Consider the following 22,115-nt stretch of genomic DNA (forward strand, 5'->3'; position numbering starts at 1 on the left):
GCCTGAATGGTGGCATCACGTCACCTCCAAGGGTGCCGTCATCGCAATGAGCCGGGTCCTGGCCAACACGTTTGGTGGTCAGGACTTTCGTTTCCTCGCGAAATCCGCGAACCAATCGACGGCCGCCGGGTTTTTCGTCGCGTCTTTCGAAGCCACCTTGTCGGCCTCCTCACCCAGCAGCATCCGCCGGACCGGCACTTCCATCTTCTTGCCGGTGAGCGTGGTCGGAATTTCCGGCGCTTCCACGATCACGTCGGGCACGTGGCGGGGGGAGCGTTCGGTCCGCAAGCGTCGCACGATCTCTTTCTCTAGGTCGTCGGTCATGCGCTGGCCTTTGGCCATCTGGATGAAAAGCGGCATGTAATATCCACCGTCCGGCTCTTCGATGCAGACAATGAGGCTGTCGGCGACCTCGGCGAACCCTTCGATGGTGCGATAGATCTCGGCGGACCCTATCCGAACACCGAACCGGTTGAGTGTCGCGTCGGACCGACCAAGCACATAAGAGCCACCGGTCTCTGTAAAGCGCACCCTGTCACCGTGCCGCCAGATCCCGGGGAAGGTGTCGAAATAGCTGTCTATGTAGCGTGAGAAATCGTCATCGCCCCAGAAGAATAGTGGCATAGAGGGCATGGGTTGCCGGATCACCAATTCGCCCACGTCTCCCACGACCGGCTTCCCGACCTCGTTGAATGCCACGGTGTCCGTGCCAAGCGCGGGAGCTTGTATCTCGCCCGCGTTGGCGGGGAGCAGGCAGGACCCGGCGAGAATGCCGGAACAGACCTCGGTCCCGCCCGATTGCGATGTCGCGTATATGTCGGCTTTCACCGCGTCATGAATCCACGCAAGGATTTCCGGGGTCGAGGGAGATCCCGTCAGAAGGATCGTCTCCAACGCGGACATATCGAAATCTTCGCCCGGCCTGATACCCTGACTGCGCACGAGTCCCATGAAAGTCGGCGACACACCGAAGGTGGTGACGCCGGTCTTCGACATGAGATCCCAGAGATAGGCCGCGTCGGGGTAGGTCGGATGCCCGTCATAGAGTACGACACGCCCGTTCAGCATCGGCCCCTGCATGAGCGTGTTCCACACCATCCAGCCAGTGGTCGAGTAACAGAACTGCACCGCGTTTTCGTGCATGTCGAGGTGAAACGCCCCGGATTTCAGATGCTCGACGACAATCCCGTGGTGCCCGTGAACGATGGGTTTCGGAAGGCCCGTCGTCCCTGACGAGAATAGAATCCAGAGCGGGTGATCGGATGGAACACGCGTGAAGTCGAAGTCTTCTCGCGCCACGTCTGGACCAGACACCATGTCATCCCATGGTATGATCTCGCCCGCAAAATCCGGTGCGCCCGCGTCGGGTAGATAATCGAGCATCACGACCTGTTCCGCGCTCGGCAGTTTGCCGAGGATATGTGCCAGTTCCCCCGTGCGGTCGAAGTCCTTTCCGCCGTAGCGGTATCCGTTCACGGCGAAAACCAGCTTTGGTTCGATCTGGCTGAAGCGGTCGATCACCGTCTGAGAGCCGAATTCCGGTGCCGCCGAAGACCACGTCGCGCCGATGGCGGTGGTTGCAAGCATGGCGATGAACGTCTCGGGGATGTTCGGCATGTAAGCGACGATCCGATCCCCTGGCTCGATGCCCATGTCGCGCAGCCGGGTCGCAAGCTTGCGCACCGCGCCACCCAGTTCGCCCCAGCTCATATGTGCAAGCTCGGGGCGCGCCTCGGAGGTATGCGAGATCACCGTCCGAGACGGATCGCCATTCGTTTCCTGCCGCAGAACGTGTTCGGCGTAGTTGAGCTGCGTTCCGGTGAACCAACGTGTGCGCGGCATCGGATCGTCGGTCAGGATTTTCTCGATTTCACCGTTATGGATGATCTCGAAATAATCCCAGATCGCCTGCCAGAATCCCGGAATATCATCGACCGACCAGCGCCAGAGCCCCCAGTAGTCAGAGAAATTCTTTCCCCGGTTCCGTGCCAGCCAATCTATGAAATGCGCGGTCTGCGAGCCAGATTTGCGCGCCTCGGTCGCGCGCCAGAGTTCTTGGCCTTCAGTGACGTTGATCATTCAGCGGGCTCCGTGATGTCCAGGGTGAAGTCTTCGAGCGTATTTAGCACCATATGCGCCCGCTCGCCCGGTTCAACCGCGTTGAAAGCGGCACGGTCCCCTGTGCCGGTCGTGACACCCACTGCCAATGCTCCGTCGCGCTGTGTCAGAGCGACGTTACCGCCACCTCGAGCATCTCTACGTTGGAAACGCGGTTGCACCCGACCAGCGCCATGTGCGGCTCGGCCTCCAGCGCCTCCGTATGTGTCGGGCGCGGCACGGCGAGGACTGAAGGCCATTCGATCTCGTTCGTCAGGCGGGTCAGCACGGGCGCCGCCGGCTCGACCAACGCTTGCTCACGGTCCATCAGGCCCGACATTCCTACAAGTGGATGGGACGGCGGGTATGCCCCGTCGAAAATGCGTCAGTACACCGCGCCGTGCATGTTCAACGTCTTGGGGATGTTGAGGAGCGTGGCCATTGGAATTTCGGTACTTTGGTGCAAGTCGTGCAGTCGCATCGTCCCCGATCGTGCGGCATTCGCAAAACGTCGATCCCACGCGCGAGCGTACGAATGGTCTTGGCCTGTGTCTCTGGCATGCCCGCTTTCTTGGGCCTCGGCCAACCTGGCGCTGACGGATTCTCGTTGCCAGCCTATGCACGGCGAGGTCAGGGTGGAAGGCGAGGAGAATGGCATGAACGAGATACATGAAGGCGGCTGTTCCTGCGGCGCAGTGCGCTACTGTACCCGCGGCATACCGCAGAGGACCGGCGTCTGCCACTGTCGGTATTGCCAGACCCGCACCGGGAGCGCTTTCGGCATCTCGGTGTATTTCGATGCATCACAGGTAGACATCCTGTCAGGCGATCTCGCCGACTACAGTTTCACGACGGAAAGCGGCCGTAACTTCACGACCCGATTCTGCAAGATCTGCGGAACGACACTATTCTGGAGCCTCGACCTCTTCGAAGGCGCAATCGCGATCGCCGGTGGCACATTCGATCCGCCGACCTTCTGGTACGACGTCGATCGCGAGGTTTTCACCCGATCTCAAGCACCGTTCGTGTCCCTCTCCGTTTCGCACAGCCACGAAACGACACAAGCTTACGCCCCGAAACGGCCAGAAAGCCACTGGCTACGCACCAGTCAAGATGAATGAAGAAAGTGAATTTTGGCTCCGGCGGTAGGGATCGAACCTACGACCAATTGATTAACAGTCAACTGCTCTACCGCTGAGCTACGCCGGAACACCGCAGCGCGTATAGCAATGCGCAATTGTCTCGTCCAGAGGTATTCGTCACATTTTTTCCGCCTCATTCCGCATAAAGCGGGCATCCGGAGTCAGGGCCGGGCTGGAGGTGACGAAACCCCTTGTATGCAAGTCTATGAGATGCGCAAAGACATTGCGTTCGGCGGCGGGGATCAGTGTATCAGGCGTGTCGGTATAGATCGCGCGCGTCAGCTGGGCCACGTCGCGCGGGCCGGATGTGAGAACGGCGAGAATCTCCGACTCGCGGCTTTTTCGGTGCGCGATAAGCCAGTCGAGCCGCGCGGTGGGGTCGGTGATGGCGGGACCATGGGCCGGGTAGTGCACCCTGTCATGCCGCGCTCGCAGTTTTTCGCAGCTCGCCATGAATGCCGTCAGATCCCCATCAGGCGGCGACACGAGCGACGAGGCCCAGGCCATCACGTGATCTCCAACGAGGACGGCGTCGCCAATCGCAAAGCTCAGGTGGTTTGCGAAATGGCCAGGCGTCCAGATCGCGCCTATCGAAAGCCCGCCCACGTCGATCTCGTCGCCGTCTTCCAACGTTTCGTCCGGCCTGAACCCCTGGTCTACACCTTCGCCGCCTGACGCCATTCCACCGGACACGAGATCGCACATCACCTTGCTGCGCCCTGCGAGGGCATTTCCGAATGCCATGACCGGGGCACCTGTGCGGTCGGACAAGAGCCGCGCACCTGGTGAATGGTCGACATGAGCGTGCGTGACGAGAATTTTGGCGATCCTTTCGCCGGTGGCGACGCCCGCAAGGATCGCGTCGAGGTGTCCCGGCATGTCCGGCCCCGGGTCGACGACCGCCACCGAGCCTTCGCCCAGAATGAACGTGTTGGTGCCCCAATACGTCATGGGCGAGGGGTTCGGGCAGAGGATGCGGCGAATACCTGGTTCGAGGAATTCCATCTCGCCGGGAACGGGTGCGTTGGTCTTGTCCATGTCCTGACACAACCCCGCATCGACGCGCAAGGCAACCCGGATCCGGTGATCGGCGTGAAAAGGTGGATTGGTAGGCCCGGCAGGACTTGAACCCGCAACCAAAGCGTTATGAGCGCTCTGCTCTAACCAATTGAGCTACAGGCCCACCTTAGGTATGCACGATATGCGCACCTGTCGATCTACCCCGTGGGACGGATCGTGCGGCTCTAGGTAGCACGACCGACAGAGGGGTCAAGCGCCGTTGCATATCTCGGCGGGCTGGGCTACGCCCTCGCCAACACTCTGGGGGCCGCCATGACCGAGAAAAACAACGGAATCACCTATGCCGACGCGGGCGTCGATATCGACGCTGGCAACGAACTTGTCGAACGGATCAAACCGGCCGCGAAGCGGACGAACCGGCCGGGCGTCATGGCCGGTCTTGGTGGTTTCGGCGGGCTGTTCGATCTCAAGGCGGCGGGATACACCGACCCGGTTCTGGTCGCGGCAACCGATGGCGTGGGCACCAAGCTCAAGATCGCGATCGACACTGGCAACGTGGGCACGGTCGGGATCGATCTTGTCGCCATGTGCGTCAACGACCTTGTCTGCCAAGGGGCTGAGCCGTTGTTTTTCCTCGATTATTTCGCGACGGGCAAGCTTGCGGTGGACGATGCGGCGACGATTGTCGAAGGCATTGCCGAGGGATGTCTCACTTCCGGCTGCGCGCTGATCGGTGGGGAAACGGCAGAGATGCCGGGGATGTATGCCGACGGTGACTTCGACCTTGCGGGTTTCGCCGTGGGCGCGATGGAGCGGGGCACGGCACTTCCCGCTGGCGTGGCCGAGGGAGACGTCCTGCTGGGCCTGTCTTCATCTGGCGTGCATTCGAACGGCTACTCGCTCGTCCGCAAACTGGTCGAGGTCTCAGGGCTTGGCTGGGATGCAGATTGTCCTTGGGGCGAGGGAACGCTGGGCGAGGCGCTTCTGGCCCCGACGCGTCTTTATGTCAAACCCGCGCTCGCTGCGATTGCGGCCGGGGGCGTTCATGCATTCGCACATATCACCGGCGGCGGGTTGACGGAAAACATACCGCGGATCCTGCCGAAAGGTGGTCAGGCGCTGATCGACCTCGATGAATGGGCGCTGCCGCCTGTGTTCGATTGGTTGGCCGAAACCGGCAAGATGGACCAGGCCGAGATGCTGAAGACGTTCAACTGCGGCATCGGCATGGTGATCGTGGTCGACGCGAAGTCGGTTCGCGAGGTCACGCAGGCGCTCGAGGAGGCCGGGGAGACGGTCACGCAGATTGGCCGCATTAATCCGGGCGATGGCGTGCAGTACCTGGGCTCGCTCCTGTGAAACGGGTCGCGATCCTGATTTCCGGGTCAGGCTCGAACATGGTCGCTCTTGCTGAAAGCATGGTGGGCTATCATCCGGCGCGACCCTGCCTCGTTCTGTCGAATGTACCGGGGGCTGGGGGATTGGCCAAGGCCGAGGCGATGGGCATCGACACCGCAGTCGTGGATCACAGGCCATTTGGAAAGGACCGCGAGGCGTTCGAAGCGGCCCTGATCGAGCGGATTGACCGGGCGGCGCCGGATATTATTTGCCTCGCAGGGTTCATGCGGATCCTGACGCCGGTTTTCATCACGCATTATGCGGGCCGGATGCTCAATATCCATCCCTCGCTCCTTCCAAAGTACAAGGGCTTGAACACCCACGCCCGCGCGATCGCGGCGGGGGATGAGGAGGCGGGCTGCTCGGTACACGAAGTCACGGCGGAACTCGACGGGGGCCCTGTATTGGGACAGGCGCGGGTGTCGATTGCGCCGGATGACACGGCCGAGACGCTGGCTAAGCGCGTCCTTCCAATGGAACACCGACTGTATCCGGAGGTGCTCGCACGCTTCGCGACTGGGGACAGGACACCGATCTCTCTGCGCTGACCCCTTTCTCTCTCGCCCGATTGCCGATAAACGGGACTGCGAACAGGCTGAAGACAAAGCAGTATGAAAACGATAACGACGACCGATGCGCTGGCAGAATACTGTGCCCGCGCGGCAACCTTTCCTTACGTCACCGTGGATACGGAATTTCTCCGAGAGCGCACGTATTATTCCAAGCTGTGCCTCGTGCAACTCGCGGTCGCGGGTGACGACGATGCAGAGGATGCCGTCCTGGTCGATCCGCTGGCCGAAGACCTTTCGCTCGAACCGCTCTATGACCTCTTTCGCGATGAAGGTGTGGTGAAGGTCTTCCATGCTGCGCGTCAGGATCTCGAGATATTCTTCGTCGATGCCGGGCTGATCCCGTCGCCCATGTTCGATACGCAGGTGGCGGCAATGGTCTGTGGCTTCGGGGATCAGGCAGGGTATGAAACGCTCGTGCGCAAGATCGCGAAAGCGCAACTCGACAAGTCTTCGCGCTTCACTGATTGGTCGCGCAGGCCTCTAACGGAGGCCCAGAAAACCTATGCGATCGGCGATGTCACCCATCTGCGCGAGATTTACGAATACCTGAAGGCCGAACTGGAAAAGACGGGTCGCGCCAAATGGGTGAAGGAAGAGCTGTCGGTTCTGACCGATCCGGACACCTACGTGATCGAACCGTCCGAGGCCTGGAAACGCGTCAAGACCCGGACCCAGTCGGGCCGCTTCCTCGCAATCGTGCGCGAACTCGCTCGGTTTCGTGAAGGATACGCCCAGTCCCGCAACATTCCACGCAACCGGGTGTTCAAGGACGATGCCTTGATGGAATTGGCGTCGACCAAGCCGCGGGATGCGAAAGACCTGAACCGGTCGAGGCTTTTGCTTCGTGAAGCGCGGCGCGGCGAGATCGCCGACGGCATCCTTGCCGCAATTCAGGTGGGGCTGGAAACGGCGCCCGAAGACATGCCGACGCCGGACAAGAACGGACGCGAAAAGTTGCAGGTCAACCCGGCACTGGCCGATCTTCTGCGGGTCCTATTGAAGGCACGGTGCGAAGACACCGGCGTCGCGCAGAAGCTGATCGCATCAGCAGCCGATCTCGATCTGCTCGCGGCTGGCAAACGCGGCATTCCGGCGCTCAAGGGCTGGCGCGCAGACGTTTTCGGCAATGATGCATTGCGCTTGTGCGACGGCGAATTGGCCCTTGGAGTCAAAGGTTCGTCCGTGCAGGTGATCGAAACCTAGCGGCCCGCCGTTAAACTGTTGTTCGCGCCAATGACGCGGATGCGATTGGCACTCCCAAGCGTCAGATCCGAGACGAAATGGGCGATGTGAACGGTCCGCGCGGGAACGCTCGATTGCCGCGTGCGCCACGGCGGCGGTGCAATTCGGAACGTGTAGCTCATGACGCCGTCTACGGGCGTTTCGCGGTTTTCCGGCACGAGTTCCGCATCCCAGTATCCAAGACGTGGCGGGAGACCCGTCGCCCGGATGAGGTATCCACCGGATGCGCGTTCGATCTGGAGGCTGGTCACTTGAGCGACCGGTCCCCGGTAGTCGCCCTGCTGCGTCGCAGCCCAGCCCTCTTCGGGCTCCAATGTCACGAGTTCTATGTCGTCCTTCGGTCCGAACCAATCGGTCGGATTGAGGCTGAGACCTGTATCGCAGCCAGCTAGGGCCACCAATAGTGCAAGCGCGCCGAAGATGCGGAAAATCATGTGCGTCCCCCGTTTGTTGTCTTTGCCTAGCCGAAAGCGCGGGACTTGAAAACCCGGGAGTTGCAGGTCTGGACCTTTTGCCTCGTCGCGCCTAGGTGGGGAGCAAAGGAGACACGCATGGCCACGCAAGCATTTGAGGGTATCGTCGAGGATTTCGAGTTTCTGGACGATTGGGAAACGCGCTATGCCCACGTGATCGACCTGGGCAAGGCGATGCCACCGTTGGAAGACGCGCTCAAAGTCCCCGCGACCAAGGTCGAGGGATGCGCAAGCCAGGTCTGGCTGATGCCCGAAATCGACGGCGCAACCTTCCATTTTCGTGGCGATTCCGATGCACTTATCGTGCGGGGGATCATTGCGGTGCTGGTCGCGCTTTATGACGGTGTTCCGGTCGATGAAGTGCCGAAAATCGACGCGCGGTCCGAGCTTGGGCGGCTGAGCCTTGAAGAACATCTCTCCGCCCAACGCTCGAACGGCCTCAAGGCGATGATCCAGCGGATCAACAAGCTGGCGGTCGAAGCTGCCTGACGACGCGCGATCCGCAGAGTCAGAGCGCGGTGATGGCGGGGGCGAGATCGCCGTACCCCGTCTCCCGCCGCTCGTAAGCAAGTCCCAGTTTTTTGGCCGCGGCGCGCGCTTTCGCGTCGAGATGCGGATCGTCGGTCTGGGCGAGATAGACGAGCTTTTCATAATTTCCGAAATAGGCGTCGCGAAGCTCGGGATGCCGGTCAAGGCCAAGGGGCCGCGTGACGAACGCATCGAACTGCCGCGCGAGGAAATCGGTCAGGTAGAAGGCCGTGACCTCGTCTCGTGCTGAAAAAGCCGCGGTGCCTTCGAAAAAGCTGTAGCAATGGGGGCCGTCGAGCATCTCGACACCATGTTTTGCGCAGATTTTGGCAATGGCGCCGCCTGACCCGCAATCGGCATAGGCCACGAAAATCGTCTCGTATCTCCCGCGACACGCATTGATCGTCGCCTCGAGCGCCGGGGCGATCCGCTCCGGGCGATTGTGCAGGATGGCAGGTAGGCAGGTGACATCGACATGGTCGAGACCGGAGGTGGAACGAATGGCGAGGATTTCGCGGGCGAGGGCGCCGCACCCTATGACGAGAACGCGTCCGTTGCCATCGGCCGCTAGTCCTTCCTCACGCAATGCCTCGTCGGACAGGCTCATTTGAACCGGATCGCGGTGCCGTAGGCGAGGATTTCGGAAGCCCCTTGGGCGATGGTCGAAGTTTCGAACCGCGCCGAGATCACTGCATCTGCCCCCATCGCGCGGGCTTCGGCGATCATGCGGTCCAGCGCCTGTTCGCGTGCACCAGCCATGAGCGCGGCGTATTCCTTCACCTCGCCGCCGACGAGGTTTCGCAGCGAGGCGACGATATCGCTTCCGATATGCTTCGCGCGAACGGTGGAGCCGCGCACGAGGCCGAGCGCTTCGATCTCGCGCCCGGGCACATGATCGGTCGTCAGAACCTGCATCACTTTTCGATCCTGTCGTAATGGTCGTCTTCGGAATTGCCGATACGGTCGGCAATCACCCGCCAGACCACGTAGGCAATGAGCGCCGCAGGGATAAGGACGAGCCAACCCGCCGGCATCTGTAGCGAGGCCGCGACGAGCGTGCCGATCCAGACAGTGAGGCCGGCGGCTGCGATGACGGCGACGAGAATAAGAACGAATTTGTCGAGGGGCATGGGCGTTCCTTTCCCTTATGAAATGGAGCAGGGCGCAGGGGGTTGCAAGGTTTAACGATCCCTGCGCGAAAGCCCGTTCCAGGCGAGCGAGAACATCATGACGAGCGGGAGAAGCGCGAAAAACACCTGACCCGTCAACTGGTCGGCGCGAAAGGCCGCGACAAGGATCGCCCCGGCCCCACCGACGGAAATGAGCACGAGCCCCCAGAGGAGCGCCCGCCGCATCAGCCCGCGTGCGCCCGGTTGTGTTTGCGCGCCATCAGCTCTTTCGCGGTCTCGACCGCAACGGCTGCGTCCCGGCAATAAGCGTCGGCCCCAATGGATTTTCCGAATTCCTCGTTCAACGGTGCGCCGCCCACGAGAACGATGTAATCGTCGCGAATACCCTGCGCGACCATCTCGTCGATCACGATCTTCATGTAAGGCATCGTCGTGGTCAGAAGCGCCGACATGCCGATGATGTCTGCTTTTTCCTCGGCGGCTTTGCCGAGGTAGTTCTCGACCGGGTTGTTGATCCCGATATCCACAACTTCGAACCCCGCGCCCTCCATCATCATGCCGACAAGGTTCTTGCCGATGTCGTGGATGTCGCCCTTGACCGTGCCAATCACCATCTTGCCAATGGTCGGAGCGCCGGTTTCGGCCAGAAGCGGCTTCAGGATCGCCATGCCTGCCTTCATCGCGTTGGCCGCGAGCAGCACTTCAGGAACGAACAGGATGCCGTCTCGGAAGTCGTGGCCGACGATGGTCATGCCCGCGACGAGCGCTTTGGTCAGAACGTCATACGGTTGCCACCCACGTTCGAGGAGGATGTTGGTGCCTTCCTCGATTTCCTCCTTCAGACCGTCATAGAGGTCGTCCATCATCTGGGCGACAAGCTCTTCGTCGTCGAGCTCGGAGAGGATGATATCGTCTTCTTCGTCAGACATTGCCTTACCTTTCAGGCGGTTCGCGCTTCTTCCCCCTTATATGCGAGATCGCGCCCGGGCAATCACGACCGTTTGCGACATGGCGAAATGTAACTGCGACCTTTGCAGGGAAGTATGAATGTTCTACTAATGTTCTCATGAGCGAAGAGATTCTTCATATTGATCATGAGCGGCGTCGCGGTCGCGGGGCGACCAGCAATGCCTCGGGGCGTTACGAATCGCTCGCGCGCGTCGAGATCGACGACGGTTGGGGGCAGGGACATGGCGAGGCGTTTCGCACGGACGTGCGGATCGAACGTCCGCGGTCTGCGATCACCAGGAACAGTTCGCCCGACGTGCCGTTCAACCGGTCGCTGAACCCATATCGCGGATGCGAACACGGCTGCATCTACTGCTTCGCCCGGCCCAGCCACGCCTGGCTCGGCATGTCACCGGGGCTGGATTTCGAAACCCGCCTTGTGGCGCGTCCGGGGATCGGTTCGGTGCTGGCCCGCGAATTCGCGCGCCGACGGTATCAACCCGAAACCATCGCGATCGGCACGAACACGGACCCATATCAACCGGTCGAAGCCAAAATGAAGGTGATGCGCGAGATTCTCGAGGTGCTTCGCGCCCATCGTCACCCCGTCGGGATCGTCACCAAAGGCACCTTGATCGAGCGCGATCTCGATATTCTGTCCGACCTAGCAAAGGACGGGCTGGTGCATGTCGGGGTGTCCGTGACCTCACTTGACCGTACCCTGTCGCGCCGCATGGAGCCGCGCGCGCCCGCTCCGGCCCGCCGCATCGCGACGATACGGGCGCTCGCGCAGGCCGGGGTGCCGGTGCGTGTCATGGCTGCGCCAATGATTCCGGCTCTGACCGACCCGGAACTCGAAGCGATCCTCAAGGCAGGGTGCGAGGCGGGGGCACAGGCGGCGAGCTGGATCATGCTGCGCCTGCCGCTTGAAGTGTCGCCGCTTTTTCGCGACTGGCTCGAAGCGCATTATCCCGGCCGGGCGTCTCGCGTCATGGGCCATGTGCGCGACATGCATGGCGGGCAGGATTACGATCCGCGTTGGGGGCATCGGATGCGGGGCGAAGGGGCCTATGCCGAGGTCGTCGCCAAGAGGTTCGAGATCGCGGCAAAGAGGCTCGGATTTCGGGACCTGCCAACTCTTCGCACCGACTTGTTCGAGGTGCCGCGGAAACCGTCCGCGCAGTTGGAATTGTTCTGAATGCGCCCTGTCAGGCGATCACCCCTTGCGGCGTCGCCCCTTGCGCTCGCGGCGGGCGGGTCCTTCGCCATCCGTGCCGTCCGAAGGAGACGAGAACCCACCAAGCGCCTGCGTGATCTTGTCGAGCGTCGGCGTCTCGCCGCGGGGCCGGGTTTCCAAAGCCTCGCGCATCCGCACCAGGTGTTCGGTCGTGGTGCCGCAGCAACCGCCGATGATCGTCGCGCCGCTGTCACGGGCGAGGACCGCGTAGTCGGCCATCAAGTCCGGCGTGCCGTCGTAATGGATGTGACCGTCGACATACTTCGGGATGCCCGCATTCCCCTTGGCGATGATCGGGCGTTCGCTGCCCGAAGCCTGAAACCCCAATACGGTGCGCAGAAGGTCGGAGGCGCCGACGCCGCAATTTGCGCCATAGGCGAGGGGTGGGTTCGGTAGCGTCTCGACCATCTTGGCGAGGTCGGCGGAGGTGAAGCCCATCATCGTGCGCCCGGCAGTGTCGAAGCTCATCGTGCCGCACCACGGCATTTCGGCCAGCTCGGCGGCGCGCGCGGCGGCCTTGTATTCATCGGGGGCCGAGATGGTTTCGACCCAGAGCACATCCGCGCCGCCGTCTTTCAGTGCTTCGGCCTGTTCGTGGAACATCTCGACGGCGGAGTCGTAGGAGAGCGGGCCCATCGGCTCCATGATTTCACCGGTCGGGCCCATCGAACCGGCGACCACGACCTTCCGTCCCGAAGCATCGGCGATTTCGCGACCCAGCTCGGCAGCGGCACGGTTCAGTTCGCCCACCCGGTCCTGCGCGTTGTGGAGTTTCAGGCGCGAGGCGGTTCCGCCGAAACTGTTGGTCAAGAACAGGTCCGAACCCGCGTCCACGGGACCCTGGTAAAGCGCGCGAATGCGATCAGGGTGCTCGACGTTCCACAATTCCGGTGCATCGCCCGAAACCAACCCCATGTTGAACAGCGTGGTGCCGGTGGCACCGTCGGTCAAAAGCCAATCACGTTGGGACAATAGCTCCGAGAGCGCATTGGTGGTCATGTGAAGCATCCTTTCGCTAACGAGCGTGGATGTGCCACGAAACCGATCAGGGTGCAAATCGGCTCATGTGTCGAAAATTCAGGGATCGCGCGTGATTTCGCGCATGACATCGAGCGCACCGAGGACCAGAGCGGCGCGGCTCGGAGCGGCGATATAGAGCGTTTCCCAGAACGGATCGTAAGCGGACTTGAACTGGCGCAAACCTTCCGCGCCGGAAGTTCGGTCGAGCCAGCCGCGCAGTGTTGTGAACAGGAAGGGCTCGTCGTCGCGCGGACCAAAAGGCACGGCGGCGAGTGAAAACCTCGACAGGTCCAGGTCGTGACAGGCTTTCACCGCGTGGTGAACCAGGAGGTGCATCATCCCGTCGGGCGGCATCTCGCACTGTCGCATGAGGTCCAATGTCGCCTCGCTTTGATTGACGTGGAGCGTAATGAAACCACAAAGCGCGCCACCGGAGTCCCGCGCCAGCACGATCATCGCGTGGCGCAACGTGGAAGGATCCCAGGTCCCCATCGAAAAGCCGCGCTCTCCTCCGCGTGCTCTTGCCCAGTCTTTGGCCAGGTCGTCCATTTCGTGGACCGGAAGCGGGACCGGGTCGCCCGGCGCGATCACCTCTATCCCGATACCTGCGCTTTTGGCCTTGCGCAGTTTTCGTCGCAATTGACGTTTGCGAGGCCCGTCGGGGCTATATTGCGAGGGATCCAGATAGCCTTCACGCGCGATCGGTAGCGTTAACCAGCCGGCGCGCCGCGCCTGTGCCGCGAGACGGCCTCCGCATTTGTAGATCACCGGCGCGCGAAGCGTTGCCTGCGCCCGGTCGATCAGGCCAGGAAACACCTCGTCTCCACCGCGATCAGGGGCGAGCGGGTCACCGAGCATGATCAGAGATTGTCCCGAACGTGCGACGAGCGCCGTGGGCCAGCATCGAGAGTTCGACAGGAGTTCGAACCGCCCGTGTCGCAGGAGCGCGGCCTCTGCGCGTGGGGCGGATGCAAGTGCTGCTTCGAGCACGAGCGGGAAGTGCGGGGGACGAACCCTTTCCAGCGCAGACCGCGCAGGTGCAGAACCTGACGGAGCTGTACCGGGCCGCAATACCATCACTCCGGCGATCACTGCGGGCACGGCGTAGTAAACGGCACGAAACGCAAGGATCGCTGCAAGAAGCGGTTCGTCCGGCACGTTGGGCAGAAGGGTGAGCAAGGCAATCTCGAAAGGCCCGACGCCTCCCGGTGTCGACAGGATCAACCCTGCGCCGAGGGCCATGAGATAGGCCGCGATGACCGGCCCGGGGGCGAGTGCAAACTCGGCCGGCATCATGGCCCAGAGCGCCCCCGCCGCAGCACAGGTGTCGATCACCGTGAAGACGAGGATCAGGCCCATCGCCTTTGCGGGCGGCAGGGGCAGGCGGGAAATGGGGCCGGGACGCAGAACGCTAACAATGACGAAACCAAGAGCGGCGAAGAGGACGAGAACAGAGATCGCCCCGGCATGGGGCACCGCCGCCCCGAACGACAAAACCGCGCAGGACAGAACGACAGCCCATGCGGTGAAGAAAGAGAATGTGACTATGGCGGAAATCTTGGTCGCGTCGAACAATCCCAGACCGGGAAGCATGCGCCAGCGCACGAACGAACCGGTCAGAGTTCCCATGCCGAGCGTCTGGCCAAGAGCGACCGCTGCCATCCCCGTACGCGCGGCCCGGCGCGGGTCAGTATCGCGCCCGATCATCCTGTGAACGACCACGTCGTATTGCCCGAGCGCCCAGAAACTGATCGCGGTCAGGCCCAGGCCGAGCATCCATTGCTCCGGTCGCACAGTGGCAAAGGCCTGCCCGATACGGGCGACGTCCAGTTCCGTTAGGCGATCCCGCAGCAGCAATGCGAGAACCGCAACGACGGCCAACACCGGAACCTGCCGGAGGAGTGCGCGCCGCACGTCCAGAGACTGCGCATCAGACGAAAGCGCGACCGGACGGCTCGCGGGGTCGATCTGGCCCAAAGTGCTCTCCACCCGTTTCATGATTGCCCGTTATGAGCACTGGGCAATAAAGGTGGGTTAACATCTCGAAATGAACGCAATTCGGATGCGGATTGGCAACTGCCGTCAGGTGTTTGACGCCCTGATCGCGACGCCTTCTACGCACAAAAAACGCGCCGGGGTCCGACGCATTTCGTGTTCTTTGCAATGTAAAGCGGGCGCTTCAGCTTTCGCTCATCAGCTGCGCCTTGGCTTCTGCGAGCATCGTGGCACGCTGGGCCCTGACTTCGTCTGCCGAGCTCTTGTCACCTAGGTCGCCGGCGACCTTGCGCACGACATCCTCATGTCCGGCCTCTTCGAAATCGGCCTTGATCACCTCGGTGATATAAACCTGCACCTCTTCCCCGGACTTGCCCAGAAGCCCAGCGGCCCAGATCGCCAGAAGCTTGTTCGCGCGGCTTTCGGCCTTGAACTGCATTTCCTGGTCATGGGCGTATTTGTTCTCAAAGGCGTTTTCGCGGTCGTCGAACGTGCTCATGGATGTCGGTCCCTCCTGAAGTTGTTCTCCATATGCCTTCTCGCGTGTCAGCCCGCAAGCCCCGGTAGCGCGATCATGACCGTTTCGCCGCCAATTGTCGCGGGCCTGACATGTGCAACGTGGCATGGTGCCAACGCTTGCTCACCTCGCGGCCTTGGTCTAAGAGGGCGAAATCCCGTGCGGCTGTTCGCGCGACAAGGAGATTAGGTTCATGGCACGTCGCAAGAAGCTCTACGAGGGCAAAGCGAAGGTTCTCTACGAAGGCCCGGAGCCGGGTACGATCGTCCAGTATTTCAAGGACGACGCCACCGCGTTCAACGCCGAGAAAAAGGACGTGATCGAAGGCAAGGGCGTGTTGAACAACCGCCTGTCGGAGTTCTTCATGACCGGGTTGACCCGGATCGGCGTGCCAAACCACTTCATCAAGCGCCTGAACATGCGCGAGCAGCTCGTTCGTCAGGTCGAGATCGTGCCGCTCGAGGTGATCGTGCGCAATTTTGCAGCCGGGTCGATGTCCAAGCGGCTCGGGCTGGAAGAAGGCACGCCCCTGCCGCGCCCGATCATCGAGTTTTCATACAAGGATGACGCGCTCGGCGATCCGCTCGTGCCCGAGGAATACATCATCGCCTTCGGCTGGGCCTCGCAGCAGGATCTGGATGACATCGTCGCGCTGGCGCTCCGGGTGAACGACTTCATGTCTGGTGTGATGCATGGGGTCGGCATCAAGCTCATCGACTTCAAGATCGAAGTTGGCCGGGTCTGGGACGGCGATTTCATGCGCCTGATCGTGGCCGATGAGATCAGCCCGGACAGCTGCCGCCTTTGGGATATCGAAACCGGCCAGAAGCTCGACAAGGATGTGTTCCGTCACGATCTGGGTAACCTGTCTGATGCCTATACCGAAGTGGCGAAGCGTCTGGGCGTCCTGCCCACGAACGTGACCCACGCGACGAAGCCGACGCTCATCAACTGATCCATGTCGGACCCGAACCAGCCGCCCGTCGAACTCGTCGCCCGCCACGTGAACGGGAATGACGAATTGCGCGGGCTGTTGGCGAACAACGGAGACGATGGAACGGGCGTGGCCGAGGTCCGGCATTTCCTGTCTCCTCTGACACCCGATCTCTGTCCCGCGCCGCGTGCAGACCTTGTTACGGCCCTGCGTGAAGGTGGATGGTTCGCTGAACCGTTCGGCGAGACCGGGGTGATGCTGACCGAAACGCGCGAGGTGGCCTCGGGTGCGTTCAACCGGCATACTGCGACGCTCGATTGGATGGTGCAGGGCGCGGGTTGGATGTATGACGGCTGGGAACGGGCCGTTCAGGTGGAATCGAAGGAGTAGAGCGATGAAAGTGCGCGTCGACGTGATGCTGAAAAACGGTGTGCTGGACCCGCAGGGCGAAGCCGTGCGCCACGCCCTTGGGTCGCTTGGTTTCGACGGTGTCGAAGGTGTGCGCCAAGGTAAGGTGATCGAGCTCGACGTGGCCGACGGCACCGACGAGGCAACGATCAAGGATATGTGCGAGAAGTTGCTCGCCAACACGGTGATCGAAAGCTACGCGATCCACATGGACTGACGTCTGTCGGCGTGACAGGAACCGGGCCGCCTTCGGGGCGGCCCTTCGTGTTTCTACTGGGCCGGGGCAATCGGAAAGGTCAGACGCGCGCCTGTTCCCGCGTCGCCGAGTTCCTGCAGTTCCCAACGGCCTTCGAGCTGCGCCGCCGACGCTTCGATAACCGCCAGTCCGATCCCGCCCGCGCTCGTATCCTTCGGCATCCCGATCCCGTTGTCCTTCATCTCGATCACGAGGCTCCCATCCGTGGCCGCTTCGCAGGAGAACCTAACCTGTCCGTTGCGGCCCTCCGGGAAGGCATGCTTGATGGAGTTCGTCGCGAATTCATTGACGATAACGCCGATCGCGCTGGCCTGAATCGCGTTCACCCGGGCGGGCCTGAAATCGCTTTCGACATGGATATGGGGCGGGCTGGTCCCGTCGAGAATACGGGCCGTTTCGGTCATGAATGCCGCAAGATCCACATCTGCGCCGTCCGCTGACCGATAAAGCTGTTCATGCAGCGCGGCCGCCATCGCGATCCGCGCTTCGACCTGCCGCAGCGCGGTCTGCACCGACATATCGCGCGCCTTGCGGGCCTGAATACGGATCTGCGAAGAAATCGACTGCAGTGAGTTCTTGACCCGGTGGTCCACCTCCTTCTTGAGCACTTCGGCCTGTTCGAGCGCGCGGCGCAGCTCCATCTGGTTCACGACCTGACCCGCCATGACCGTCAACGTCCGGCGTTGAAAATCGTTGAGCTTGCGCGGTTTCGTGTCCAGCACGCAGAGCGCACCCACGACTTCTCCGGAAGACAAGCGAAGGGGTGCACCGGCGTAGAACCGCACGCCCCCCGGTGCGGTGACGAGCGGGTTCCGTTCGGTGCGCGGGTCGGTCGAGAGGTCTTCGATCTCCACGAAGTTGTCATCGAACACCACATAGGCGCAGACCGAGCTCTCAAGACCGGTCTCGGGCTGGTCGAACCCTTTTGCCGATTTGAACCACTGCCGGTCCCGATCCACGAGTGAGACGAGCGCCGTGGGCGTGTCGCAGACCTCGGAGACGTATTGCGTCAGGTCGTCGTACCCGGCTTCCGGTTCCGTATCGAGAATGCAAAGGGATGCGAGCGCGTCGAGACGCGTTTCGTTGTCCGGCCGGGTTGGGGGAAGGGGCGGTGTCTTGGTCATTGAAATCGTATCTTTTTTCATGGCGCGACGCTACTCTTGCACGAAGTCACCGACAAATTACAATTCCCGTAATCTGCCGTGGTTGACCGCTGACGTTACGAAAGCTATCAGCCCGGTAGTTTCATGCTCAGGAGAATACCCCGATGAAAGCTGCCGTCATCGTCTTTCCCGGCTCCAACTGCGACCGTGACATGGCCGTCGCGTTCGAACGCGCGGGCGCCAGCGTGACGATGGTCTGGCACAAGGACACTGAGTTTCCGAACGACGTAGACATCGTGGGCGTGCCGGGCGGGTTCTCTTTCGGCGACTACCTGCGTTGCGGCGCGATTGCCGCCAAGTCTCCGATCTCGGCCTCGCTCAAGGCTCACGCAAAGCGGGGTGGCTACGTTCTCGGCGTGTGCAACGGGTTTCAGGTGCTGACCGAAACCGGGCTTCTTCCCGGCGCATTGATGCGTAATGCAAATCTGAAGTTCATCTGCAAACCCGTTGATCTGAAAGTGGAAACCTCGCGCTCAGACTTCACGTCGGGCTACAATGCAGGCGATGTCATTTCGGTGCCGGTCGCACACCACGATGGAAACTACTCGGTCGATGACGAGACACTTGCGACCTTGCGCGGCGAAGATCGGATCGCTTTCACCTACACGAGCAATCCCAATGGCTCGACCGCCGATATCGCAGGCGTCCTGTCGGAAAACCGCCGCGTCCTCGGCATGATGCCGCACCCGGAGCGCGCCGTTGATGTCGCGCATGGCGGCACTGACGGGGTGGCGATGTTCCGCTCGCTCGCCGATGGCCTCGTCTCGGCCTGACTTGAGGGCGTCGTTGCGCGCGCCTACAATCGGGACATGACGGAGAACGAGACCCATTCCGATGGAGGCCGCCCGCCCCGAATGCCCGGGCTGGGAACCAAAGGACGCGTCGCGCTTGTCGCGCTCGTGGCTGCGGCGATCGCGGTCATCTGGATCTCGAACGATCTCCTGACGAAGCGTTACACCGAAAGCACGCGCAATCGGGCCGAACTCCGGGTCGCCCTCTATTCGGGCAACCTGCTGTCGGAGTTGCAGCGAAATTCCGTCGTGCCTCTGCTTCTGTCGCGCGATCCGGCTTTCATTTCCGCACTGAACTCCGAGGACTTCATCAATTCCTCGGCACGGCTCATTTCTTACCGCGAAGAGATCGGCGCGCGCTCGCTCTTGCTGCTCGACCAATCCGGTCGGGCGGTCGCCGCCTCCGAACGGGAGCGCCTCGGGTCGAACCACCGTTCACAATCCTATTTCATCGACGCCCTTCGCGCCTCGGACACCGTTTTCACGACATCGGAAACCGAAGCGGGGGCAGTCAATTTCACGTACTCCCGAAAGATCCTGAACGCAGGTGAGTTGATCGGGGTCATCGTCGTCGAGGTCGACCTCGCCAAGTTCGAAGAAAGCTGGGCCGGCATTTCCGATGCCGTTTTCGTCACCGACAGCGAAGGAAAAATCATCCTGACGACCGAGCCTCGGTGGCGCGGATTGCCGGAAAGCGAAGCGATGGCCGAAACCTCGCCTCCCACCGCGATCGAACGCGCGTTGGAGCGAACCGCGGAATGGGCCTCACTTCCGTCCGAGGCATTTTTTCTTGGCGACGGGGTGATCCGCCAGGATGCCCGTATCCCGTTTCAGGGCTGGAGCATGACGTCGTTCACGACCTATGCGTCCGTGCGTGAGCGTGTGAACGGGGTGCTCGCGCTTGAAATCATGGGTTTCGCAATCCTGCTTGCGCTCGGTTTTTACGTGGTCAGCCGCCGCGCGACCACGGCGAGCCGTTTCTTCCAGCTCGAAAGCGCGGAACTGCGCCAGTTGAACGAAGCGCTCCAGCGCGAGGTGGCCGAACGCCAGAAGGCCGAGAAGAACCTCCAGGTGGCCGAACAGACATTGGCGCAATCGTCCAAACTTGCCGCTCTCGGTGAGATGTCGGCTGCCGTCAGCCACGAGTTGAACCAACCGCTCGCGGCCATGAAAACATATCTCGCCGGCGCGAAATTGCTCTTGCAACGCAAGCGAAGCGAGGAAGCCCTTTCATCGTTCCAACGGATTGACGATCTGATCGAACGCATGGGCGCGATCACAAAGCAGCTCAAGAGCTACGCCCGCAAAGGGGGCGATGCGTTTCAGGCGATGGACGTGCGGCAGTCGGTCTCCACGGCGCTGTCGATGATGGAACCGCAACTCAAGCGTCGCCAGGTCCGCATCACCCGCAACGTCCCGCGCGAACCGGTGCTGATCATGGGCGACAACGTGCGGCTCGAGCAGGTGCTCATCAACCTTCTGCGCAACGCCATCGACGCCACGAAAAGCGTGGATGACCCGCAGGTCGACATCCTTCTGACCGGCGGCGACGTGGCGCGGATCTCGGTCCGGGACAACGGGCCGGGGGTCGAAGACCTCGATCAATTGTTCGAGCCGTTCTACACCACCAAGGCTCCCGGCGACGGGGTCGGCCTCGGTCTCGCGATCTCGTCGGGGATCGTCAACGATTTCGGTGGGCGGTTAACCGCTCGCAACGGGACCGCCGGGGGGGCTGTATTTGAGGTGGAACTCCCTATCTATAAAGAAGCGACCAATAACACGACCTCGGACGTTGAAGCCGCAGAATAGCGGTGCGCGTACGGCTGGGGGGATAGCCCCGGAATGTTCGGCCCGAAGGGGGCCAGAAGGGTATAGAAAGATGGCACAGGCAATGAAAATCGCAATCGTCGATGACGAACAGGACATGCGTCAGTCCATAAGCCAATGGCTCGCACTTTCCGGGTTCGACACCGAAACCTACGCCTCCGCCGAGGAGGCTCTCAAGACCGTGGGCACCGATTACCCCGGCGTCGTCATCTCCGACATCCGGATGCCCGGCATGGACGGGATGCAGTTTCTGAAAAAGCTCATGAGCGTCGATTCGGCGCTCCCCGTGATCATGATCACGGGCCATGGCGACGTGCCGATGGCGGTCGAGGCGATGCGCGTCGGCGCTTACGACTTCCTCGAAAAACCCTTCAATCCAGACAAGATGACCGATCTCGCCAAGAAGGCGACCCAGAACCGGCGCATGACGCTGGACGCGCGCACGCTGCGCCGCGAACTCGGCGATGGCACCACCATCATGAAAAAGCTGGTCGGGGCCTCGCCGCTCATGGAGCGTCTGCGCGAGGACATCCTCGATATCGGGCAGGCCGACGGCCATGTCCTGATCGACGGCGAAACCGGGACGGGCAAGACGCTCGTGGCCCACGCGCTCCATGCTGTCGGCGCGAAGGCGGGACGCAAGTTCGTCACCGTGCGCTGTGCGGGCGTCGAGGAAGAAGAACTGGGCCGCCGCTTGTTCGGACCTATGGACGACGGCGGGCGGATGCCGCATGTCGAGGAAGCCCGCGGTGGGACACTCGTGCTCGAAGACATCGAAGCGCTTCCCGACGGGTTGCAAGCCAAACTCCTCGCCTGGATCAACGATCAGGGCACGCCGCCCGAGACCCGTGTCGTCGCGGTGAGCAACCTGCAGGAAGCCGGCAAGACCTGCGAAGATTGCCTGCGCCCTGATCTGTTCTACCGGCTCGCGACGATGACCATCACGCTGCCGCCGCTGCGCCAGCGCGGCGAGGACATCCTGATGCTCTTCACCCGCTTCGCAGACGGGTTCGCCGAGGAATATGGCTGCGCCGCGCCTGCCGTGACCGCGCAGGAAGCCGCACAACTCCTGCAAGCCCCGTGGCCCGGCAACATCCGCCAGCTCATCAACATCGCCGAACGTGCTGTGCTTCAATCGCGCCGTGGATCGGGAACGATTTCGTCGCTTCTGATGAACGACCACGACGATGTGCAGCCGGTGGTCACGACCGAAGGCAAGCCGCTCAAGGAATACGTGGAAGCCTTCGAGCGGATGCTGATCGACAACACGATGCGCCGCCACAAGGGCTCGATCGTCGGGGTGATGGAAGAATTGTCGCTCCCGCGTCGGACGTTGAACGAAAAGATGGCGAAATACGGCCTTCAGCGCGCTGATTACCTGTAGCGTTTCGAACGGGCGGACGCCGGTTTGACCAAA

General features: G+C 61.8%; 26 protein-coding genes and 2 tRNA genes. 12 read left to right on the forward strand and 16 right to left on the reverse strand.

Annotation, left to right across the window (positions count from 1 at the left end; all coding sequences use genetic code 11):
* Positions 1 to 78: 78 nt before the first annotated feature.
* The 3 genes from KJP28_RS09585 to KJP28_RS09590 are packed head-to-tail and all read right to left on the reverse strand — an operon-like array spanning position 79 to position 2,425.
* Positions 79 to 2,079, reverse strand: coding sequence for an acetoacetate--CoA ligase (locus KJP28_RS09585; protein ID WP_218392327.1), 2,001 nt, complete (start codon positions 2,077 to 2,079; stop codon positions 79 to 81).
* The gene (locus KJP28_RS19945; protein ID WP_255552289.1) at positions 2,076 to 2,201 is read right to left on the reverse strand and encodes a hypothetical protein; all 126 of its coding nucleotides are present in this window, start codon (positions 2,199 to 2,201) and stop codon (positions 2,076 to 2,078) included. The genes KJP28_RS09585 and KJP28_RS19945 overlap by 4 nt, the downstream gene beginning before the upstream one ends.
* A gap of 23 nt (positions 2,202 to 2,224) precedes the next feature.
* Entirely contained in the window at positions 2,225 to 2,425 is a 201-nt protein-coding gene (locus tag KJP28_RS09590; RefSeq protein ID WP_218392328.1) for a hypothetical protein, read from the reverse strand.
* Between the two features lie 328 nt (positions 2,426 to 2,753).
* On the opposite strand from KJP28_RS09590, the gene KJP28_RS09595 reads away from it, so the two are divergent.
* The gene (locus KJP28_RS09595; protein WP_218392329.1) at positions 2,754 to 3,218 is read left to right on the forward strand and encodes a GFA family protein; all 465 of its coding nucleotides are present in this window, start codon (positions 2,754 to 2,756) and stop codon (positions 3,216 to 3,218) included.
* Between the two features lie 13 nt (positions 3,219 to 3,231).
* Here the strand turns inward: KJP28_RS09595 and KJP28_RS09600 are convergent.
* The 3 genes from KJP28_RS09600 to KJP28_RS09610 all read right to left on the reverse strand — a co-directional run bounded on the left by KJP28_RS09600 (position 3,232) and on the right by KJP28_RS09610 (position 4,422).
* Positions 3,232 to 3,306 (reverse strand) — tRNA-Asn (locus KJP28_RS09600).
* A gap of 50 nt (positions 3,307 to 3,356) precedes the next feature.
* Complete coding sequence (locus KJP28_RS09605) at positions 3,357 to 4,277, reverse strand: MBL fold metallo-hydrolase (protein WP_218392330.1); 921 nt, start codon at positions 4,275 to 4,277, stop codon at positions 3,357 to 3,359.
* Positions 4,278 to 4,345: 68 nt separating this feature from the next.
* Positions 4,346 to 4,422 (reverse strand) — tRNA-Ile (locus KJP28_RS09610).
* A 149-nt stretch (positions 4,423 to 4,571) separates the two neighbouring features.
* Here KJP28_RS09610 and purM point away from each other — a divergent pair.
* The 3 genes from purM (at position 4,572) to rnd (ending at position 7,432) form a co-directional block, all read left to right on the forward strand.
* Positions 4,572 to 5,618, forward strand: a complete 1,047-nt coding sequence (purM, locus tag KJP28_RS09615) for a phosphoribosylformylglycinamidine cyclo-ligase (RefSeq protein ID WP_218392331.1) — start codon at positions 4,572 to 4,574, stop codon at positions 5,616 to 5,618.
* Positions 5,615 to 6,205 (forward strand): phosphoribosylglycinamide formyltransferase, encoded by a 591-nt coding sequence (purN, locus tag KJP28_RS09620; RefSeq protein ID WP_218392332.1) that lies wholly within the window; start codon positions 5,615 to 5,617, stop codon positions 6,203 to 6,205. The genes purM and purN overlap by 4 nt, the downstream gene beginning before the upstream one ends.
* Positions 6,206 to 6,268: 63 nt before the next feature.
* A complete protein-coding gene (gene rnd, locus KJP28_RS09625) occupies positions 6,269 to 7,432 on the forward strand; it encodes a ribonuclease D (protein WP_218392333.1) in 1,164 nt (387 codons plus the stop codon).
* On the opposite strand, the gene KJP28_RS09630 is transcribed toward rnd, so the two are convergent.
* Complete coding sequence (locus tag KJP28_RS09630) at positions 7,429 to 7,905, reverse strand: hypothetical protein (RefSeq protein ID WP_218392334.1); 477 nt, start codon at positions 7,903 to 7,905, stop codon at positions 7,429 to 7,431. The two genes, rnd and KJP28_RS09630, sit on opposite strands and share 4 nt — an antisense overlap.
* Before the next feature lie 117 nt (positions 7,906 to 8,022).
* Between KJP28_RS09630 and KJP28_RS09635 the strand changes: the two genes are divergently transcribed.
* Positions 8,023 to 8,433, forward strand: coding sequence for a SufE family protein (locus tag KJP28_RS09635; RefSeq protein WP_218392335.1), 411 nt, complete (start codon positions 8,023 to 8,025; stop codon positions 8,431 to 8,433).
* A 19-nt stretch (positions 8,434 to 8,452) separates the two neighbouring features.
* Here the strand turns inward: KJP28_RS09635 and KJP28_RS09640 are convergent, their stop codons facing one another.
* The 5 genes from KJP28_RS09640 to KJP28_RS09660 are packed head-to-tail and all read right to left on the reverse strand — an operon-like array spanning position 8,453 to position 10,531.
* Positions 8,453 to 9,079 carry a DUF1638 domain-containing protein gene (locus KJP28_RS09640; RefSeq protein ID WP_218392336.1) on the reverse strand — a complete coding sequence of 209 codons (627 nt, stop codon included), beginning with the start codon at positions 9,077 to 9,079 and terminating at the stop codon, positions 8,453 to 8,455.
* Positions 9,076 to 9,387 (reverse strand): YbjQ family protein, encoded by a 312-nt coding sequence (locus KJP28_RS09645; protein ID WP_218392337.1) that lies wholly within the window; start codon positions 9,385 to 9,387, stop codon positions 9,076 to 9,078. The genes KJP28_RS09640 and KJP28_RS09645 overlap by 4 nt, the downstream gene beginning before the upstream one ends.
* Positions 9,387 to 9,602 (reverse strand): hypothetical protein, encoded by a 216-nt coding sequence (locus KJP28_RS09650; protein ID WP_218392338.1) that lies wholly within the window; start codon positions 9,600 to 9,602, stop codon positions 9,387 to 9,389. Before KJP28_RS09650 ends, KJP28_RS09645 begins: the two co-directional genes overlap by 1 nt.
* 51 nt (positions 9,603 to 9,653) lie before the next feature.
* Positions 9,654 to 9,827 carry a hypothetical protein gene (locus KJP28_RS09655; protein ID WP_218392339.1) on the reverse strand — a complete coding sequence of 58 codons (174 nt, stop codon included), beginning with the start codon at positions 9,825 to 9,827 and terminating at the stop codon, positions 9,654 to 9,656.
* Positions 9,827 to 10,531 carry a corrinoid protein gene (locus KJP28_RS09660; protein WP_218392340.1) on the reverse strand — a complete coding sequence of 235 codons (705 nt, stop codon included), beginning with the start codon at positions 10,529 to 10,531 and terminating at the stop codon, positions 9,827 to 9,829. The genes KJP28_RS09655 and KJP28_RS09660 overlap by 1 nt, the downstream gene beginning before the upstream one ends.
* Before the next feature lie 137 nt (positions 10,532 to 10,668).
* On the opposite strand from KJP28_RS09660, the gene KJP28_RS09665 reads away from it, so the two are divergent.
* Positions 10,669 to 11,748, forward strand: coding sequence for a PA0069 family radical SAM protein (locus KJP28_RS09665; RefSeq protein ID WP_218392341.1), 1,080 nt, complete (start codon positions 10,669 to 10,671; stop codon positions 11,746 to 11,748).
* Positions 11,749 to 11,766: 18 nt separating this feature from the next.
* Here KJP28_RS09665 and bmt read toward each other — a convergent pair whose 3' ends face one another.
* The 3 genes from bmt to KJP28_RS09680 form a co-directional block, all read right to left on the reverse strand.
* Positions 11,767 to 12,786 (reverse strand): betaine--homocysteine S-methyltransferase, encoded by a 1,020-nt coding sequence (gene bmt, locus KJP28_RS09670; protein ID WP_218392342.1) that lies wholly within the window; start codon positions 12,784 to 12,786, stop codon positions 11,767 to 11,769.
* Between the two features lie 78 nt (positions 12,787 to 12,864).
* Positions 12,865 to 14,805 (reverse strand): phosphatidylglycerol lysyltransferase domain-containing protein, encoded by a 1,941-nt coding sequence (locus KJP28_RS09675; protein ID WP_218392343.1) that lies wholly within the window; start codon positions 14,803 to 14,805, stop codon positions 12,865 to 12,867.
* 181 nt (positions 14,806 to 14,986) lie between these two features.
* Positions 14,987 to 15,301 carry a DUF1476 domain-containing protein gene (locus KJP28_RS09680; RefSeq protein WP_218392344.1) on the reverse strand — a complete coding sequence of 105 codons (315 nt, stop codon included), beginning with the start codon at positions 15,299 to 15,301 and terminating at the stop codon, positions 14,987 to 14,989.
* A gap of 211 nt (positions 15,302 to 15,512) precedes the next feature.
* On the opposite strand from KJP28_RS09680, the gene purC reads away from it, so the two are divergent.
* The 3 genes from purC to purS are packed head-to-tail and all read left to right on the forward strand — an operon-like array spanning position 15,513 to position 16,878.
* Positions 15,513 to 16,274 carry a phosphoribosylaminoimidazolesuccinocarboxamide synthase gene (gene purC / locus KJP28_RS09685; RefSeq protein WP_218392345.1) on the forward strand — a complete coding sequence of 254 codons (762 nt, stop codon included), beginning with the start codon at positions 15,513 to 15,515 and terminating at the stop codon, positions 16,272 to 16,274.
* Between the two features lie 3 nt (positions 16,275 to 16,277).
* Positions 16,278 to 16,643 (forward strand): hypothetical protein, encoded by a 366-nt coding sequence (locus tag KJP28_RS09690; protein ID WP_218392346.1) that lies wholly within the window; start codon positions 16,278 to 16,280, stop codon positions 16,641 to 16,643.
* A 4-nt stretch (positions 16,644 to 16,647) separates the two neighbouring features.
* Positions 16,648 to 16,878, forward strand: coding sequence for a phosphoribosylformylglycinamidine synthase subunit PurS (gene purS / locus KJP28_RS09695; protein WP_218392347.1), 231 nt, complete (start codon positions 16,648 to 16,650; stop codon positions 16,876 to 16,878).
* A gap of 53 nt (positions 16,879 to 16,931) precedes the next feature.
* On the opposite strand, the gene KJP28_RS09700 is transcribed toward purS, so the two are convergent.
* On the reverse strand, positions 16,932 to 18,041 hold the full coding sequence (locus KJP28_RS09700) for a histidine kinase dimerization/phosphoacceptor domain -containing protein (protein WP_218392348.1): 1,110 nt from the start codon (positions 18,039 to 18,041) through the stop codon (positions 16,932 to 16,934).
* Positions 18,042 to 18,184: 143 nt separating this feature from the next.
* Here KJP28_RS09700 and purQ point away from each other — a divergent pair, with 143 nt between their 5' ends.
* From purQ to KJP28_RS09715, 3 genes are all read left to right on the forward strand, one after another.
* Complete coding sequence (purQ, locus tag KJP28_RS09705; protein ID WP_218392349.1) at positions 18,185 to 18,853, forward strand: phosphoribosylformylglycinamidine synthase subunit PurQ; 669 nt, start codon at positions 18,185 to 18,187, stop codon at positions 18,851 to 18,853.
* 36 nt (positions 18,854 to 18,889) lie between these two features.
* Positions 18,890 to 20,680: a sensor histidine kinase gene (locus KJP28_RS09710; protein WP_218392350.1), complete on the forward strand. Its 1,791-nt coding sequence runs from the start codon at positions 18,890 to 18,892 to the stop codon at positions 20,678 to 20,680.
* 70 nt (positions 20,681 to 20,750) lie between these two features.
* Positions 20,751 to 22,082: a sigma-54-dependent transcriptional regulator gene (locus KJP28_RS09715; protein ID WP_218392351.1), complete on the forward strand. Its 1,332-nt coding sequence runs from the start codon at positions 20,751 to 20,753 to the stop codon at positions 22,080 to 22,082.
* Positions 22,083 to 22,115: the final 33 nt, after the last annotated feature.

The sequence above is a fragment of the Maritimibacter dapengensis genome (assembly GCF_019218265.1).
Taxonomy (GTDB): domain Bacteria; phylum Pseudomonadota; class Alphaproteobacteria; order Rhodobacterales; family Rhodobacteraceae; genus Maritimibacter; species Maritimibacter dapengensis.